Origin of the sequence: Devosia sp. SL43 (assembly GCF_021729885.1) — a bacterium.
Taxonomy (GTDB): Bacteria; Pseudomonadota; Alphaproteobacteria; order Rhizobiales; family Devosiaceae; genus Devosia.
This window is the reverse complement of record NZ_CP063401.1, coordinates 2,909,738-2,924,013: the sequence shown is the minus strand read 5'-3', so window position 1 is coordinate 2,924,013 and position 14,276 is coordinate 2,909,738. Positions and strand designations below refer to the sequence as shown.

14 protein-coding genes are annotated in these 14,276 nt (G+C 63.8%); 8 read left to right on the top strand and 6 right to left on the bottom strand.

Annotated features, from left to right (window positions below; all coding sequences use genetic code 11):
- The first annotated feature begins 94 nt into the window (after positions 1-94).
- Together IM737_RS14430 and IM737_RS14425 are read left to right on the top strand one after the other, a co-directional pair.
- Positions 95-1,279: a hypothetical protein gene (locus IM737_RS14430; protein ID WP_236894804.1), complete on the top strand. Its 1,185-nt coding sequence runs from the start codon at positions 95-97 to the stop codon at positions 1,277-1,279.
- The gene (locus tag IM737_RS14425) at positions 1,276-2,076 is read left to right on the top strand and encodes a hypothetical protein (protein WP_236894803.1); all 801 of its coding nucleotides are present in this window, start codon (positions 1,276-1,278) and stop codon (positions 2,074-2,076) included. The genes IM737_RS14430 and IM737_RS14425 overlap by 4 nt, the downstream gene beginning before the upstream one ends.
- A gap of 131 nt (positions 2,077-2,207) precedes the next feature.
- Here the strand turns inward: IM737_RS14425 and IM737_RS14420 are convergent, their stop codons facing one another.
- The 3 genes from IM737_RS14420 to IM737_RS14410 form a co-directional block, all read right to left on the bottom strand.
- Positions 2,208-3,089, bottom strand: coding sequence for a glycosyltransferase family 8 protein (locus tag IM737_RS14420; protein ID WP_236894802.1), 882 nt, complete (start codon positions 3,087-3,089; stop codon positions 2,208-2,210).
- Entirely contained in the window at positions 3,090-4,328 is a 1,239-nt protein-coding gene (locus tag IM737_RS14415) for an O-antigen ligase family protein (protein ID WP_236894801.1), read from the bottom strand. It lies immediately after the preceding gene.
- Between the two features lie 84 nt (positions 4,329-4,412).
- Positions 4,413-5,015, bottom strand: a complete 603-nt coding sequence (locus IM737_RS14410) for a hypothetical protein (RefSeq protein WP_236894800.1) — start codon at positions 5,013-5,015, stop codon at positions 4,413-4,415.
- Between the two features lie 115 nt (positions 5,016-5,130).
- Between IM737_RS14410 and IM737_RS14405 the strand changes: the two genes are divergently transcribed.
- The 4 genes from IM737_RS14405 (at position 5,131) to IM737_RS14390 (ending at position 8,527) form a co-directional block, all read left to right on the top strand.
- Entirely contained in the window at positions 5,131-5,586 is a 456-nt protein-coding gene (locus IM737_RS14405; RefSeq protein ID WP_236894799.1) for an RrF2 family transcriptional regulator, read from the top strand.
- Positions 5,579-6,469 carry an NAD(P)/FAD-dependent oxidoreductase gene (locus IM737_RS14400; RefSeq protein ID WP_236894798.1) on the top strand — a complete coding sequence of 297 codons (891 nt, stop codon included), beginning with the start codon at positions 5,579-5,581 and terminating at the stop codon, positions 6,467-6,469. The genes IM737_RS14405 and IM737_RS14400 overlap by 8 nt, the downstream gene beginning before the upstream one ends.
- Positions 6,470-6,729: 260 nt before the next feature.
- Complete coding sequence (gene mbfA / locus IM737_RS14395; protein ID WP_236894797.1) at positions 6,730-7,710, top strand: iron exporter MbfA; 981 nt, start codon at positions 6,730-6,732, stop codon at positions 7,708-7,710.
- A 55-nt stretch (positions 7,711-7,765) separates the two neighbouring features.
- Entirely contained in the window at positions 7,766-8,527 is a 762-nt protein-coding gene (locus IM737_RS14390; protein WP_236894796.1) for an alpha/beta fold hydrolase, read from the top strand.
- On the opposite strand, the gene IM737_RS14385 is transcribed toward IM737_RS14390, so the two are convergent.
- The gene (locus IM737_RS14385) at positions 8,502-9,020 is read right to left on the bottom strand and encodes a DUF2306 domain-containing protein (protein WP_236894795.1); all 519 of its coding nucleotides are present in this window, start codon (positions 9,018-9,020) and stop codon (positions 8,502-8,504) included. The two genes, IM737_RS14390 and IM737_RS14385, sit on opposite strands and share 26 nt — an antisense overlap.
- 126 nt (positions 9,021-9,146) lie before the next feature.
- On the opposite strand from IM737_RS14385, the gene IM737_RS14380 reads away from it, so the two are divergent.
- A complete protein-coding gene (locus IM737_RS14380) occupies positions 9,147-9,872 on the top strand; it encodes a LytTR family DNA-binding domain-containing protein (RefSeq protein ID WP_236894794.1) in 726 nt (241 codons plus the stop codon).
- Here IM737_RS14380 and IM737_RS14375 read toward each other — a convergent pair.
- Together IM737_RS14375 and IM737_RS14370 are read right to left on the bottom strand one after the other, a co-directional pair.
- The gene (locus IM737_RS14375; protein WP_236894791.1) at positions 9,869-11,485 is read right to left on the bottom strand and encodes a GMC family oxidoreductase; all 1,617 of its coding nucleotides are present in this window, start codon (positions 11,483-11,485) and stop codon (positions 9,869-9,871) included. The two genes, IM737_RS14380 and IM737_RS14375, sit on opposite strands and share 4 nt — an antisense overlap.
- A gap of 22 nt (positions 11,486-11,507) precedes the next feature.
- On the bottom strand, positions 11,508-12,437 hold the full coding sequence (locus IM737_RS14370; RefSeq protein ID WP_236894789.1) for a LysR family transcriptional regulator: 930 nt from the start codon (positions 12,435-12,437) through the stop codon (positions 11,508-11,510).
- Positions 12,438-12,604: 167 nt separating this feature from the next.
- Between IM737_RS14370 and lnt the strand changes: the two genes are divergently transcribed.
- Positions 12,605-14,215, top strand: coding sequence for an apolipoprotein N-acyltransferase (lnt, locus tag IM737_RS14365; protein ID WP_236894788.1), 1,611 nt, complete (start codon positions 12,605-12,607; stop codon positions 14,213-14,215).
- Positions 14,216-14,276 lie beyond the last annotated feature (61 nt).

Below are 14,276 nucleotides of genomic sequence, written 5' to 3'. Positions count from 1 at the left end.
ACCCCACCCCTAACCCTCCCCATCAAGGGGAGGGAGTCAGATCGAGACCGCTCCACCCCTACCCAAGGCCGCAATCTCGCGCTATGGCACCGCCATGGCTATCGACCTTGCGCTCACCGACCCCGCCATTGCTGCTTCCTCCGCCGTCATGCTCGACGCGAGCAAGCCGCTGCGTCGCATTCCGCTGGGGCCGGAGCTGGAGCGACCGCCGAGCTTCTATGAGCGCTTCGATGACAGCGCCGTGTTCTATGATGTGTTTCGCGACCATACCGGGAGCCATGTCTATCTGATTGGCCCCATGGCACTGAACCTGACGCCGCTGATCGATAGCCTTGTTATCACCGGCCATCCCTCCGGCGTCGAAGCCAGGCCCAGGATCCATCACGGTGTGCAGGCCGAGATCCTACGGGTCACGTTGCCCGAGGACGATACCCGGCTCAGCTTCGACTTTGGCGACCAGCAGGTCGGGGTGGCGATCCAGCCCAATCGCAGCGATGCGCTTGATGGCGACCGGGTGATCTTCACCATCAACAAGGACAATGATCTCGCCTGGATCGCTGACTGGGCGCGGTTCTACGTCGTCGAGCATGGGGCGACCGCCGCCGTGGTCTATGACAATGGCTCGGTCAGCTATAGCCTCGATGACTTGCGCAATACGCTGGCTGCCGTTGCGGGCCTGGAAAAATTCCTCGTCATCCTCTGGCCCTATCGCTTCGGCTCGATGGACGATGTGTTCGAGGGCCACAAATTCGGCGGCAATTGGGGCATGTTTGCCCAGCCGCCCAAATTCACCCAGTTCTTCCGCAAATATGCGATGTCGGCGCGGTCCATTCTCAATGTCGATGTGGACGAGCTGGTATTTTCGCCGTTCCGCAAATCGGTGTTCAAGGCGGTCGAGCGCTCGCCGTTCGGGCTGCTACGATTCAACCGGGTGTGGGTGCTCAATGCGCGCGAGGAAGACGGCCCGCCGCGCCACCGGCAGTTCTTTATCCGCAAGAAGGGCGTCGCCGCGCGTGACCGCGGCAAGAAGTGGGCGCTGGCGCCGGGGCGGGCGCTTTTCGCCAGTTGGCGCGCGCAACCGTGGACGCACCAGGTCAAGGGGTGGCTCAACCTGTCGGGCTCGTCGGACATGTTCTATGGCTATCATTTCATCGGCATTTCCCGCTCGTGGTATTGGGACCGCACCGAGAATGTTCCCTTCGACGCCAGGCTGCATGTGCGGGACGAGCTTATGATCGACACCTTTGCCGACGTGTTCGGTCCGGAGAAGAGCAAGTGAGCCTGCCCACCATCGTCAGTTTCTGGCATGGGCCGATGAGCTGGCTCGAACGGCTCAGCATCGCCTCGTTCCGCCGGCATGGCCACGTCGTCGAGGTGTATTCCTTCGATCCGATCGAGGGGCTGCCGGAGGGCGCCATCTGGCGCGATGCGGCCGAGGTGCTGCCGCGCGACAAGCTGGTGTTCTACAAGGGCAAGGGTACGCCGGGGGTGTTCTCGGACTATTTCCGCATGTCGGCGCTCAAGCAGGGGCGTGGCGTCTATGCCGATCTCGACGTCTATTGCGTCAAGCCGATCGCGGGACCGCCGGACTATCTGATGGCCTATGAGCGGCCGGGCTCAATCAATGGCGCGGTGCTGCATATTCCAGCCGATGCGCCGCTGCTCAATGATCTGCTGGCCATCTTCACCGATACGCAGCGACCGCTGCTCGAGCCGCATCTACCGCCGATCCGGCGCATCGAAGTGGCGGCGCGGCGGCTGTTCGGTGAAAAGATTGCGCCTGAGGATATGCAATATGGCGCCACCGGGCCGATGGCGCTGACCCACTACATGCGGCAACGCGGGCTGGAGCATCTCGTACTGCCCAGCCGGGTGCTCTACCCGATCCCATACGAGGGCATTCCAGCGCTGATGCATCCGGGATCGAGCATTGATGCGGCGATCGCGCCCGATACGCTGGCGGTGCATCTGTGGCGCAGCCAGCTGACGCGGCGGGGCCGGGCCGACCTGCCGCCGCCCGAACCGGGCAGCGCGCTGGCCGAGCTGTGCCGGCGCGAGGGGATCGCTACAATATAGTGCTACGCCCTCGTGGTTCGAGCCTCGTGAAAAACTCGCACCTCACCATGAGGGCTACCGGGAGCGCGATGTATCAACAGCCCTCATGGTGAGGTGCGCCTCTTGGCGCCTCGAACCACGAGGGCATGGCACTAGCGTCCCAGCCCCAGCTTCTTCTTCCACCAGCGCTTCCAGCGGTGGCGGGCGAACTGGTAGAAGAGGTCGTTGGTCATCACGTGGCGATAGAGCCGGGCGAAGGCAACCGATTGCAGGATGCCTGAGAGAACCCCCCAGGGCTTGTTCTCGCCGGTATAGTGCAGGATGGCCGGATCGAGCCCTTCATGGGCGTGGCGGGCATCGATGGTGTTCCAGCGCCAGGCTAGCTGCAGCCAGTTGCGCTGGAAGACCAGATTCAAAAAGTCCTGGTCGTAATAGATGCGCGCCATTACGCCATCCCGAAGCGCCTTCTCCATGCGGCCGATGATATCGGCGTCGCGCCATTGGGCCACGTCGATCAGCACCATGCCGGCATTGAAATAGGCATCGGCGGGATCGAACAGGTCGCGATTGCTCTTGAGGTCGCGACGGCCGGTGATGAAGGCGCCGATGCTGTCTCGTACCGCCGCGATCGGGCGACCCTCCATGTCGATATCGAACAGCTTCTCGATATTGTCGCGCACCAGCATGTCGCAATCGAGATAAAGCACGCGGGACACGTCGGGGCCGACCAGCCGGTCGATCATCAGACGGGCATAGACGATGTTGGAGAGGCGCTTGTTCTCGGGCATGCGCTTGGCGACATCACGGAACAGCTCGGAGGCGTCGAGATCATACCAGCGGAGGGTGATCGGGAATTCTTCGGTGATCGCCAGCAGGTCGGCGCGATGCGCATCGGTCAGGGTACGGTGGCAGAGGTGGAACACCAGGTCGCTGCGGCGATGCGTGAACAGGCAAATCGAGCGCATGGTGGCATAGGCCGGCGCCCAGAAATTATCGTCGAAGGTCAGCGCGATGTGGATGGGTGCTTGTGTCAACTAGACCTCTTGCTGCCGCGGACCGGCCAGCACAACGATGGCGGCGGTGAGAATAACGAACATCATCTTGGGCAATTCCCACATCATCAGCACATCCGTCATCCCCCCGAGGAAGAATCCACCCACCAGGGTCAGAATCAGGCTGAGCCGGATGTCGGATCCCTTGCCCTTGGGGGCTGTGACATGGGCCGCGATGGGCGCCAGCGTGAAGAGCCAATAGGCCACGAAACCCACCAGCCCACCGCTGATGGCAAAGCCGAGCGGTTCATTGTGGATGAAGCCCCAGCCCTCATTGGCATAGGCGGCCAGCGTCGCCTCGCTGAAATAGGGCAAGGCACTCTTGATCTGGTTGTGCCAGCCATGCCCAAACCAGGGCGCATCGGCAATAGCGCGCAACCCGCTTGAATAGAAGTCCAGACGGAGGGCCGTCGAGTAGTCGGTTACCGGCCGCCCGGCGATGAGATCGCCGACGACCGACAGCGCTCCGAATGGCCGCGCGAAGCCCATTACCTCGGCGGCTAAGGCGGCAGCAACCACTATTGCCACGCCCACGGCGAGGGCCGCCAAAGCCTCACGCCAGCGGCGAATCCACCGACGCCACAGGGTCAGCACGAAGATCACGGCCAGCAATCCACCCACCAGGAGCGCGCCGCGCGTACCCGATTGCAGCACGGCCACCAGCCCGAAGACTGGCCCCAGGACATAGACCCAGCGCCAGCGCGAGCGGTCCACGATCACGCCAACTAGCGCCATGAAGCCGAGCATCATGGCGTAGTCGGCAAAGTGGATAGGGCTGTTTTCGAGTCCCTTGGCGCGGTCCAGTCCCAGTACAAGCAGGTCATATGCCCCGGCCAGAACGGCTGCTGCCGATCCGGCCAGAGCCAGTCGCGCCAGATATTGTGGGCCATTGGCCACCCGCATCGTCTGCAGCATCATCACGGCTGGTGCCGCCAGCAGCAGCGGGAGAAAATCGAGCGCGTAGAGCGCATCTTGCTGGGTCTTTGCACCCACCACGAAAGCCACGGCAAGCAATGCAAAGGCGGCCGCCATCATCCGCACCCAGCCCGCCTGCGTCGCCGCGAACAAGGCAGCCCTGTCAAAGCCCACCACCAGTGCGAGCAGGGTGGCCAGCAGCGCAATATAGGCTGCGTAGCTTCCCAGCACGCATGGCAGCACGAGGAGAGCGGTCAGGGTGATGTGGCCGAGTGCGGCGGTCGCACCTTGGCGAATGGGGTTCATGGCAGGCCCTGGTCGATTGCTGGCGACACAAACCCCATAGCCGCGGTCAATGCAAGCCGTGCCCGCCGGCTTTGCCCCGATCTGCTACCAGCGCCAGGTGAGTGCTGCCGCGTTGTCCGCATTGAAATGCAGGGTCACCTCGGTGTCCTTGCTGGGATCGTAGACGTCCTCGGTATATTGCCGCTGCAGCAGCGTTATCGTCTGGGTTTCGGCATCGGAGCCGCGATAGAGGTAGTCGAAGCAGTCGATGACGGTTTCCGATTGCGTTGCATAGAGGTCGGTCTTGATCTGCTTGAGCTCTTTGCCTGTTACGATCGTGTTGTCCGAGCGGTTGGCGGCGCGCAGGGTCGGCACCCAGTCTATGCCGGCTTCGCAGATGTAGCGGCTGTCCTTGAACACGCCGGTATCGGTGAACATCACGTCGACCGTCTCGCTCCAGGCATTGCCAATCTCGAATTCGGCGCCTTCGTCGGTGACGTCGAGATAGATATCGGACCATGAACAGGTGCCGGCGTCTTCTGCATAGCACCACCGTTCGCTCGATCGCATCAGCGTGGCGATATCGGTGCTGTTGAGCGGCTTGTTGGCCTTGTGGCGGCCAATCACGTCCTGGGTCTCGGCGTCGAAGGCAAAGGCGGTTGATCCGAAGGCCAGGCTGAGAGCCAGGGCCGTAAGCAAGGTTTTCATATGGGGTCCTCCCGGAGCGCCGCAGACGCCGGAGCATATCACCGCGCCATTGCGGCGGAAGCAGGATTGCGCGCCAGGGTTGACAGGTCGATTTATATGTAACAATTAAAGTTACATGAAACGCTCCAGTCGCCTCTCCCTCGCTTTGCATGCGCTCGTCCATCTGCACAAGCAGCCCGATACCGCCATCAGTTCGACAACCCTGGCGCAATGCCTGATGACCAATCCGGTCGTGGTGCGCCGGGTGCTGGGAGAATTGCGCGAGGCCGGCATTGTCGGTGCCGCAAAAGGCCCCGATGGGGGATGGCGGCTGCTGCGTCCGGCAGCCGAGATCACGTTGCGATCAATTTATGCCGCCATGGGCGAGAGCCTCCTCATCCGGACCGAAAGCGACCCCGGCGATATCCAGTGCGGCATCGTGCGATCGGTCAATGCGGTGATGGGTGAGTTCCTAGCCGATGCCGAAGCGCTGCTGGCGGCAAGGCTTGAGCGCGTCTCGCTCGACGACATCGCCCGTCAGGCGACGCCCCACCCCCTTTTTCCCAATCACGAAAGCCATTCTCATGGATGACGTCATCATCATCGGCGGCAGCTTTGCCGGCCTTGCCGGTGCGTTGCAGCTCGGGCGCGCCCGCCGCAAGATCACCGTTCTCGATACCGGCCTGCCGCGCAATCGCTTTGCCGGGCATTCGCACGGCCTGCTCGGCCACGATCACAAGCCGCCGCTGGAGATTCTGGCAGCGGCACGGCAGCAACTCGCTCGCTACCCCACGATCAAGCTGGTCACTGCGCGGGCCGACAGCATTTCCGGCGCCCTCGACGACTTCTCCGTACTGACTGATGACGGCGAGACGCTGAAAGCGCGCCGCCTGTTGCTGAGCTACGGCGTTACGGACCAGATGCCGGATATCCCCGGCTTTTCCGAGAGCTGGGGCAAGTCCATCGTGCCCTGCCCCTATTGCGATGGCTTCGAGGTGGCGGGGCAGCATTGGGGGCTGGTCTATTCCGGCCCGCATTCCATTCACGCTGTGACGCTGTTCCACGACTGGACGGACCGACTGACGCTGTTTGCCGATGGCCACGAGATCAGCGCAGACGATCGAGCTGATCTCGCGCGGCGCAATGTGCCGGTGGTCGATGGCAAGATCATCGAAATCGCCCATGACATGGGCCAGATATCGACCGTCAATCTCGATACCGGCTTTCATGTCGCGGTCGATGTCCTGTTCGCCCATCCGCGCAACCGACCTTCGGCGAAGCTGCATGAGGCGCTTGGGCTGGAGACGGTCGATGGGCCGGTTGGGATGGTGCTCAAGGTGGATGAGCGTCGCGAGACCAGCATCAAGGGCATCTACGCGGCTGGAGACCTAGCCAATCCGATGGCGTCGGTGACGCTGGCCAGCTCGAACGGCGCGATGGCCGCGATCTTTGCGCAGCAGTCGATGCTGGTATAACGCGCAGCGAGCCAACAATCGATGTCCCCCCCCCTGTGGGGAGGGTGGCCCCGAAGGGGTCGGGTGGGGGTTCTCCCGCGAGTCCTATAGGTTGGGCTACCCCCTCCCTTGATCCCTCCCCACAAGGGGGAGGGTGTCGACTGAAGGTTTGGAGGTTCCACCGGTCCCGCGCCGCCCACTACGCTCGCCTCACACTCTTGCCTTCACCTTAGAACCGTTCTAATCATTGTTTAGAACTATTCTAATTTATGAAGCACCCGATGTTCACGCTGCTGCCCGACAACCGCCGCCCGTTCACCTCACTGTCCGAACGTGAAATCCTCTCCCTGGCGGTCGCTGCCGAGGAGGAGGATGGGCGTATCTATTTCGAATTTGCCACGCGCCTTGCCGAGGCCTATCCGGGCTCGGCGGCCTTGTTCGAGGGCATGGCGGCCGAGGAGGATGAGCATCGTCGACGGCTGCTCGATCTCTATGTCGAGCGCTTCGGTAAGCGGCTGGTCCCCATCCGCCGCGAGCATGTGAAGGGTTTCGTGGCGCGCAAGCCGCTATGGCTGATGAAATCGCTGACGTTGGAAGCCGTACGCCAGCAGGTGTGGGAGATGGAGGAGGGCGCCTACCGCTTCTACATGGAGGCGGCCAAGCAGATCACCGATGCCGGTATTCGCAAGCTGCTGGGCGATCTGGCCGCGCAGGAGCGCAAGCATGCCGACGCGGCAGATCGCATCGATGCGGGCGTGCTGGGCGCCGAGGGGCGCGACAGCGAAAGCAGCGAGTCGCACCGGCAGTTCGTGCTGACCTATGTGCAGCCGGGTCTGGCCGGCTTGATGGATGGGTCGGTGTCAACACTGGCCCCGGTGTTTGCCGCTGCATTTGCCACCGGCGATACGCACCAGACCTTTCTGGTTGGCCTTGCCGCCGCCATCGGCGCGGGCATTTCGATGGGCTTTACCGAGGCCGCTTCGGACGATGGCAAGCTGACGGGGCGTGGCTCACCCATCAAGCGCGGCCTTGCCGCCGGCATCATGACGGCGATTGGTGGCCTGGGCCATGCGCTGCCCTACCTGATCCACGACTTCACCATCGCCACCTCTGTTGCCATTGCCGTGGTTCTCGTGGAACTCTGGGCCATCGCGTTCATCCAGAACCGCTACATGCAGACCCCGTTCTGGCGGGCCGTGATGCAGGTGGTGCTGGGTGGTTCGCTGGTGTTTGCCGCGGGAATCCTGATCGGCAACGCCTGATCTGGGAGGATCGCATCTGCAGCACCAGAACTATCGCGCGCCGGACGGGGTGCTGTTGAGCTATGCCGCTATCGGCGCGCCCGATGCACCCATGGTGGTGTTGTGTCACGGGCTGGCGGCCGGAAGCCTGCAGTTCACCGCCGACGCAGAGCATTTTGCGGGTCTGGGTTACCGGGTATTGCTGCCCGATCTGCGCGGCCACGGCCGATCGACCGCACCACTGGAAATCGGGCCGGACACTTATTCGATCCGCACCATGGCGGACGATATGGGCGCGATGCTCGATCATGCCGGAGCTGCGTCAGTCCACTGGGTGGGCAACTCGCTGGGTGGCATCGTCGCGCTCGACCTCATCGGCCGGGAGCCACAGCGGTTTGCCTCGCTGGCCTTGTTCGGCACGGCCTTCGCGCTGAATCTGCCAGCGGTGGTCAGTCCGGTATTTCCGCTGCTCTATGGCGTGCTGGGCCGCAGGCTGCTGTCGCGCGTCACCGCCTTCAACACGACGCGGCACAGGCCAGCGCGACCGGTGATCGCGGCTATGGCGCATGCGTTTGATCCAAAGGTTGGCGCTGCGATCAGCGCGCATGTGCGGCGCTATGATCTGCTCGACAATGCGCTGGGATTCGCCGGTCCGGTTCTTGTGCTGGTGGGCGGCCACGATACGGCCGTCAACCTGGCGTTGCGACCCACGCTGCGACGCATCACGCCGCGGCCGAACTGGACGGTGACGGAACTGCCGCTGGGCGGTCACTGCTCCAATCTGGACGCCACGCAGGCATGGCGGCGTGAACTCACGACGTTCTGGACCGCAGCGTAACCAGTGGACTGGCGCGCCGCAGCCGCCACCACAGAATGGCGGTCGCGACCAAGGCGGCGCCGATAACGATCAGCGACGGGGTCCAGCCGGCATCGGCGCCAAACAGCACTGCATGCATGCGCCGGCCCGGCAGGAAGGTGAAGGCGCCGGCCAACAACAGCGCCCCAAGATAGACGCCCTGCATCCCAGCCCGGTGCGCCGCAACGTTGCGCTGGACGCGGATGGCCCACAGCGACTGGCCAAGGCCGATATAGGTCATGGCGGCAAAGATGTGGATCGGACTGAAGGGGCCGATGAGCCGGATTTCGTTGATGAACAACGAACTGGTCGCCACCACAAGCATCAGCACGACCCAGACCATGCCCAGCGTTCGATGCAGCCGCGTACCCTTTTTGCGCCAGAGCACGAAGGCACCGAGCGCAAAGGCGGCAATGGCCGAGAACGCGTGGATCTGGATGGCCGGAGTGGCCTGGAGCAGGGGGTCGAGCGACATGAGGAAGCACCTTGCTGGGGATTGCCAACCCGGCATGAACGGCTAGACTCTGCCGCGCAACGCTCCTTTCGCCAACGGCAAGCCCGCTACGTGAATTTCACCGCCCTGCAATCCACGCTTCGTGAAATGCGCGTCCTTGCGCGCAATGCCCGGACCTGGTCCGTGCTGGCCGTGCTCAGCCTTGTGGTCGGGCTCATCGGTCCGTTCGGAACGTTTGAAATGCCGCCCCTGGGGCGATTGGGTTACTGGACAGCGGTCGTCCTCTCAACGGCCGCCATGGGCACCACAGTGACGACCCTGGCTGAGCGACTCATAGGTGACCATCTGTATTGGCTGCCGCGGGCAGCTCTTGCCGGAGCTCTTGCTGGTCTTCCCGTTGTCCTGGTCGTGGCTGCAATCAACGTGATTGCATTCGGCCTGTGGGCCCAGCCGCTCAACCTGCTGACACTGTGGTTCTACTGCACCGTCATCTCAGCGGCCGTCGGCGTCCTGGGCGCCGTTCTCGCGCCGCATGCCGCCGCGCCGGTCGCGATGGCGTCCCCCGCTTTGCTGGAGCGCCTGCCCTATCCGCAGCGCGGACGCCTGCTGCATATCGCGGTGGCCGATCACTATGTCGATGTTGCCACCGACAGGGGCCGAGCCCTGCTGCTGATGCGCCTCTCCGACGCCATACGCGAAACCGCACCTGTTCAGGGGCTGCAGGTCCACCGCTCCCACTGGGTTGCCCTCGATGCGGTGCACCGCGCCATGCGCCAATCCGGCAAACCGATGCTCGAGCTGGAGAACGGCACCGTTGTGCCTATCAGCCGCAGCTATCTTTCGGCCGCCAAGGCAGCGGGGCTGATTGGCTAGTAATCTGCCGCGATCAAACTCGCCGCCTTGCTGCCAATCGCCATGGCGGGCGCATTGGTGTTGCCCGAGACGATCTGCGGCATGATCGAGCAATCGATGACCCGCAGGCCGGTGATGCCGCGCACCTTGAGATCGGGCCCCACCACCGCCGTCGGATCGCTGTCGACGCCCATGCGCAGGGTGCCCACCGGGTGATAGTTGGTCTTGACCGTCTGACCGCAATAGCGCTCCAGCGCCGCCTGGTCTTCAATCACACCGGCGCCCGGCAGCAGTTCGTCGGCGATCTTGCTCTTGAAGGGCTCGGTCGCCAGCAGTTTGCGGGCGGTGTGCAGGGCCGCGATGGTCAGCCGCAGATCGTCGGGATCACCGAAGAAGTTGCAGTTGACCAGTGGTTGATCCCCTGGATCGGCGGAACGCAGCGTCACGCTGCCGCGCGCCTTGGGTCGCAGCAGGCATGAGGTGAAGGTGACGCCCCAGGTCGGCTCGGCGGCGCTGACGTCGCGGTCAAGATAGACGATGGGGGCGCAATAGAGCTGGATGGTCGGCCGCTCGCCGCCATCGGGATCGAAGAACAGGCAGGCCTCGATGCCCGTGGTGGTGACCGGACCCGAATTGAACAGCAGGTACTGCAGCCCATTGCGCACCATGTTCCAGCCCTTGTCCTGGCCGAAATAGCCCGAGGGACCGCGCGTAGTGGCGATGACAGGGACTTCGTGATGATCCTGCAGGTTCTGCCCCACCCCGGCAATGTCCGCCACGACGTCGATGCCGTGCTGGCGCAGGTGATCGGCCGGCCCGATGCCACTCAGCAGCATCAGTTTGGCGCTGTTATAGGTGCCTGATCCGACCAGCACTTCGCGCTCGGCATGGACGGTGTTTTGCTGACCGTCCTTCTCGTAGACCAGCCCGCGCGCATGGCCGTTCTCGACCACGATGCGATCGACCCGCGCGCCGGTGATGATGGTCAGCCTGCCATCATCCTTGAGCGGATCGAGAAAGGCCTTCTTGGCGTCGGAGCGCTCCTTGTAGCGACCCCATTGGCCATAGGTGTGCTGCATGATGCCAACGCCGTTCTGCCTGACGCCGTTGAAGTCTGGGTTGAAGGCATGACCCAGCCCCTGTGCGGCCAGCAGAAAGTCCTCGGTTGTCGGCGATATTTGACCCGGCTCCGACACCCGCAGATTGCCCGATATGCCGTGATACTGGTCGTTGAACCGGCTATTGGCCTCGATGCCGGTGAAATGGGGCAGCATGTCCCGGTACGACCATTCGCCGGTATTGCCCAACCCGGCGGCCCAGCCGTCATAATCCTCGGCCTGGCCGCGCATATAGACCATGGCATTGACCGCGCTGCCGCCGCCCAGTGCCTTGCCGACGGGCACGATGGGGGCGCGGCCACCCAGTTGCGGCTGCGGCACCGTCTTGTGCATTTCGAGAAAATCGTCGCGGGCCAGATACTTCATGTAGCCGGCGGGCATGGCCATGACCCGGTTGGTCGTGGCCGGGCCGCGCTCGATGATGAGCACGCGAAAGCCGAATTCGCTGACCAGCCGCATCGCCGCGACGCTTGCCGCCGAGCCGCCGCCGGCAATCACGAAATCATAGTCTGGCATCGGTAGTCCTCCGCTGCCGAGCTTATGCAGCCGAGGTCAGCTCTACCAGCCGATTGTCGATAATCATCCCCACCTTGGCGCATTCCTGGGCGATCTCGGCGATGAAATCGGCCAGCATGTCGCGATCGAGGGCTGAAGTGGAGCGCACCACCATGGCGGTGTCGCGATGCAACGGTTCGAAATTGACGGGCGCAATCTCGACCAGCCGCCCAGCCGCCACATCGTCCGCAATGGCCGAATTGACGAAGAAGCCGAGGCCCTGCCCCTTCACCGCCAGCCGCCGCGCCGGACCGGTGGGCAGCTCGACGCTGGTCTTGGCCAGCCGCACCAAAGCAGCCGCCGTCTCGGGCTCTGCCTGCCACCAGCGCAGCGAGATGACACGCGGCACCAGGGCCAGAACCTCCTCGATGCTGGGTTGTGCCGACAGTTGCGCCGCGATTTCGGGCGCGACCACCAGCGGCACCCGCTCGCGCATCACCACCAGCGGCACCAGGTCCACGAGCAGGGGATCGATATTGGGCCAGCACAGGATGCCCATCTCGACATCGCGCTCATGCAGCATGGCAGCGATCTGCGCCTGCCGCCCCTCATTCACCACCACGTCGACGCCAGGATATTTTTCCTGGAAGCGCAGCAGCGGCTCGGTGATCAGCGGGCTGACGAGGCTGCGCAGCGATGCGATGGCGATGCGGCCGCGCTCGACCCGACGCAGGGCCTCGCGGCCCTCCTGCGCCGTGCCGATGATGCGGCGCGCGAACGGCAGGAACGTCATGCCCTGGTCGGTCAGCGTCACCGTGCGGCCGCGCACGAACAGCGACACGCCGAGCAGGCTCTCCAGCGCCCGGATACGCATGGAGGCCGTCGCCTGGGTGATGTTGAGATAGGCCGCAGCGCGGGTAAAGCTCTGCTCGCGCACGATGCGGTCAAAGGTACGAAGTTGGTCGAGGTCCATCGGTTCGGCTTATGTAAGACGCGAAAATCGCTGAGAATTGATGTCTAGCATCGGCTTTTGCGATTGCGAAGCCGAACCAGAGGATGCCTGCTCTGCGCCTGCCTTGACGGTCCCTGCCCCACCAGCCAGCTTGCCCCCATGCGTCCTGATTCGCCGAGCACCCTGATATGACCTGGCTGGCCGAAACTGCCATGCTGAGCCATGGCTGGCGGCGCTTCCTGCTGCTGGTCGTCGCGGGCGCCATTGCCGGTCTCTCGGTACCGCCGCTGTTCATCGTCCCGGCTCTGTTCATCGCCTTCCCGATCTGGATCTGGTGCCTCGATGGCGCCGAACCTGGTCGTGGCTGGCGGCGCGTCTTCGGTCCGGCTTTCAGCATCGGCTTTGCCTTTGGCTGGGGTTACTTCACCGTGGCCTTCCACTGGCTGGGTGCTGCCTTCTTTGTCGATGGCGGCATCATGCTGGTGCTGATGCCCTTCGCCATTCTGGCGCTGGCGGCGATGATTGCCTTCTTCTGGGGCGTGGCCAGTGCGCTGGCGCATCTGTTCTGGTCGCATGGCGCCTGGCGCATCGTGACGCTCGCCACCTTCCTCACCATTGCCGAATGGGCGCGCGGCCATGTGCTGACCGGTTTCCCGTTCGACCTGCTGGGCTATGCGCTGACGCCGACCGACGAGATGATGCAGATCACCTCGGTCATCGGCATCTATGGCCTGACGCTGGTGGCCGCGCTCCTCGCCATGACCCCGGCGCTGATCTGGCCGGCGGATAACAGAAGCCTCAGCCGGCGGCTGCTACCGCTGTTCATCGCGCTGCTGGTGATCGCCGGGCAGCTCGCCTATGGCTACAATCGCCTGACCGGCACGGTGTCGACCGAGCGCACCGATATTGCCATGCGGCTGGTGCAGCCGCTGGTCTATGAGCATACCGATTTCGGCAATGTCGACCCGGTAGCGCTGATCGATCGCCTGCTGATGCTCAGTGACATGCGCATGGACCCGTCCGACCAGGGACTGGCTGACATTACGCATCTGGTATGGCCGGAATCGAGCCTGCCGTTCTTCCTCTCGACCTATCCGGAAGCCTTGGCCCGCATCGCCCGCATGCTGCCCGATGGCGCGATGCTGCTGACGGGTGCCCCGCGCCAGCAGTATGAGCCTGGCGACACCACCAGGGCTGGGCCACCGTTCAACGCCCTGCTCGCCATCGATACCAATGGCGAGGTCGTCGCCAGCTACGACAAGTCCCACCTGGTGCCGTTCGGCGAGTTCCTGCCGTTTGGCGAGCTGCTGGGCAAGATCGGCATCAAGCAGTTCGTGCCCGGTGCCGAAGGCTGGGCGCATGGCGATGCCCGCCGCCGGCTGATGAACCTGCCCAACACGCCGTCGCTGCTGGCATTGATCTGCTACGAAATCCTGTTTTCGGGCGATCTCGGCGATACGGCCAGCGCGCAGTTCCTGTTCAACATCACCAACGATGCCTGGTTCGACAACTCCATTGGCCCGGCCCAGCATGCCCATCATGCGCGGGTGCGTGCAGTGGAAGAAGGCATGAGCCTGATCCGCGCAGCCAATACCGGCCTCACCTTCGCCACCGATCCGCTGGGTCGGATCACCGCCGAGCTGCCCCCCATGCAGATGGCGGCGCTCGACGCGCGCCCGCATGAGCGGCTGGCGAGCACGGTGTTCTCGCAAGTCCGCTACTGGCCGCTGTTGATCGCACTGATTGCGGGGTTGTTGATCTCGGTGGTCGCCGGGCGGAAGCGCAAGCGGGTGGTCTGACCGCCTTCCCATCGCCGTTTTGCTGTGTCATCACGGACTGCAAGCAACATCGAGACTGTTC

Bases quoted from the DNA above. Each gene is read 5' to 3' on its own strand.
- IM737_RS14380 (WP_236894794.1), top strand. From the start codon at position 9,147: ATGCGCGTCCTTGCGCGCAATGCCCGGACCTGGTCCGTGCTGGCCGTG.
- mbfA (WP_236894797.1), top strand. From the start codon at position 6,730: ATGTTCACGCTGCTGCCCGACAACCGCCGCCCGTTCACCTCACTGTCC.
- IM737_RS14405 (WP_236894799.1), top strand. From the start codon at position 5,131: ATGAAACGCTCCAGTCGCCTCTCCCTCGCTTTGCATGCGCTCGTCCAT.
- IM737_RS14410 (WP_236894800.1), bottom strand. From the start codon at position 5,015: ATGAAAACCTTGCTTACGGCCCTGGCTCTCAGCCTGGCCTTCGGATCA.
- IM737_RS14375 (WP_236894791.1), bottom strand. From the start codon at position 11,485: ATGCCAGACTATGATTTCGTGATTGCCGGCGGCGGCTCGGCGGCAAGC.
- lnt (WP_236894788.1), top strand. From the start codon at position 12,605: ATGACCTGGCTGGCCGAAACTGCCATGCTGAGCCATGGCTGGCGGCGC.
- IM737_RS14400 (WP_236894798.1), top strand. From the start codon at position 5,579: ATGGATGACGTCATCATCATCGGCGGCAGCTTTGCCGGCCTTGCCGGT.
- IM737_RS14430 (WP_236894804.1), top strand. From the start codon at position 95: ATGGCTATCGACCTTGCGCTCACCGACCCCGCCATTGCTGCTTCCTCC.
- IM737_RS14415 (WP_236894801.1), bottom strand. From the start codon at position 4,328: ATGAACCCCATTCGCCAAGGTGCGACCGCCGCACTCGGCCACATCACC.
- IM737_RS14385 (WP_236894795.1), bottom strand. From the start codon at position 9,020: ATGTCGCTCGACCCCCTGCTCCAGGCCACTCCGGCCATCCAGATCCAC.
- IM737_RS14370 (WP_236894789.1), bottom strand. From the start codon at position 12,437: ATGGACCTCGACCAACTTCGTACCTTTGACCGCATCGTGCGCGAGCAG.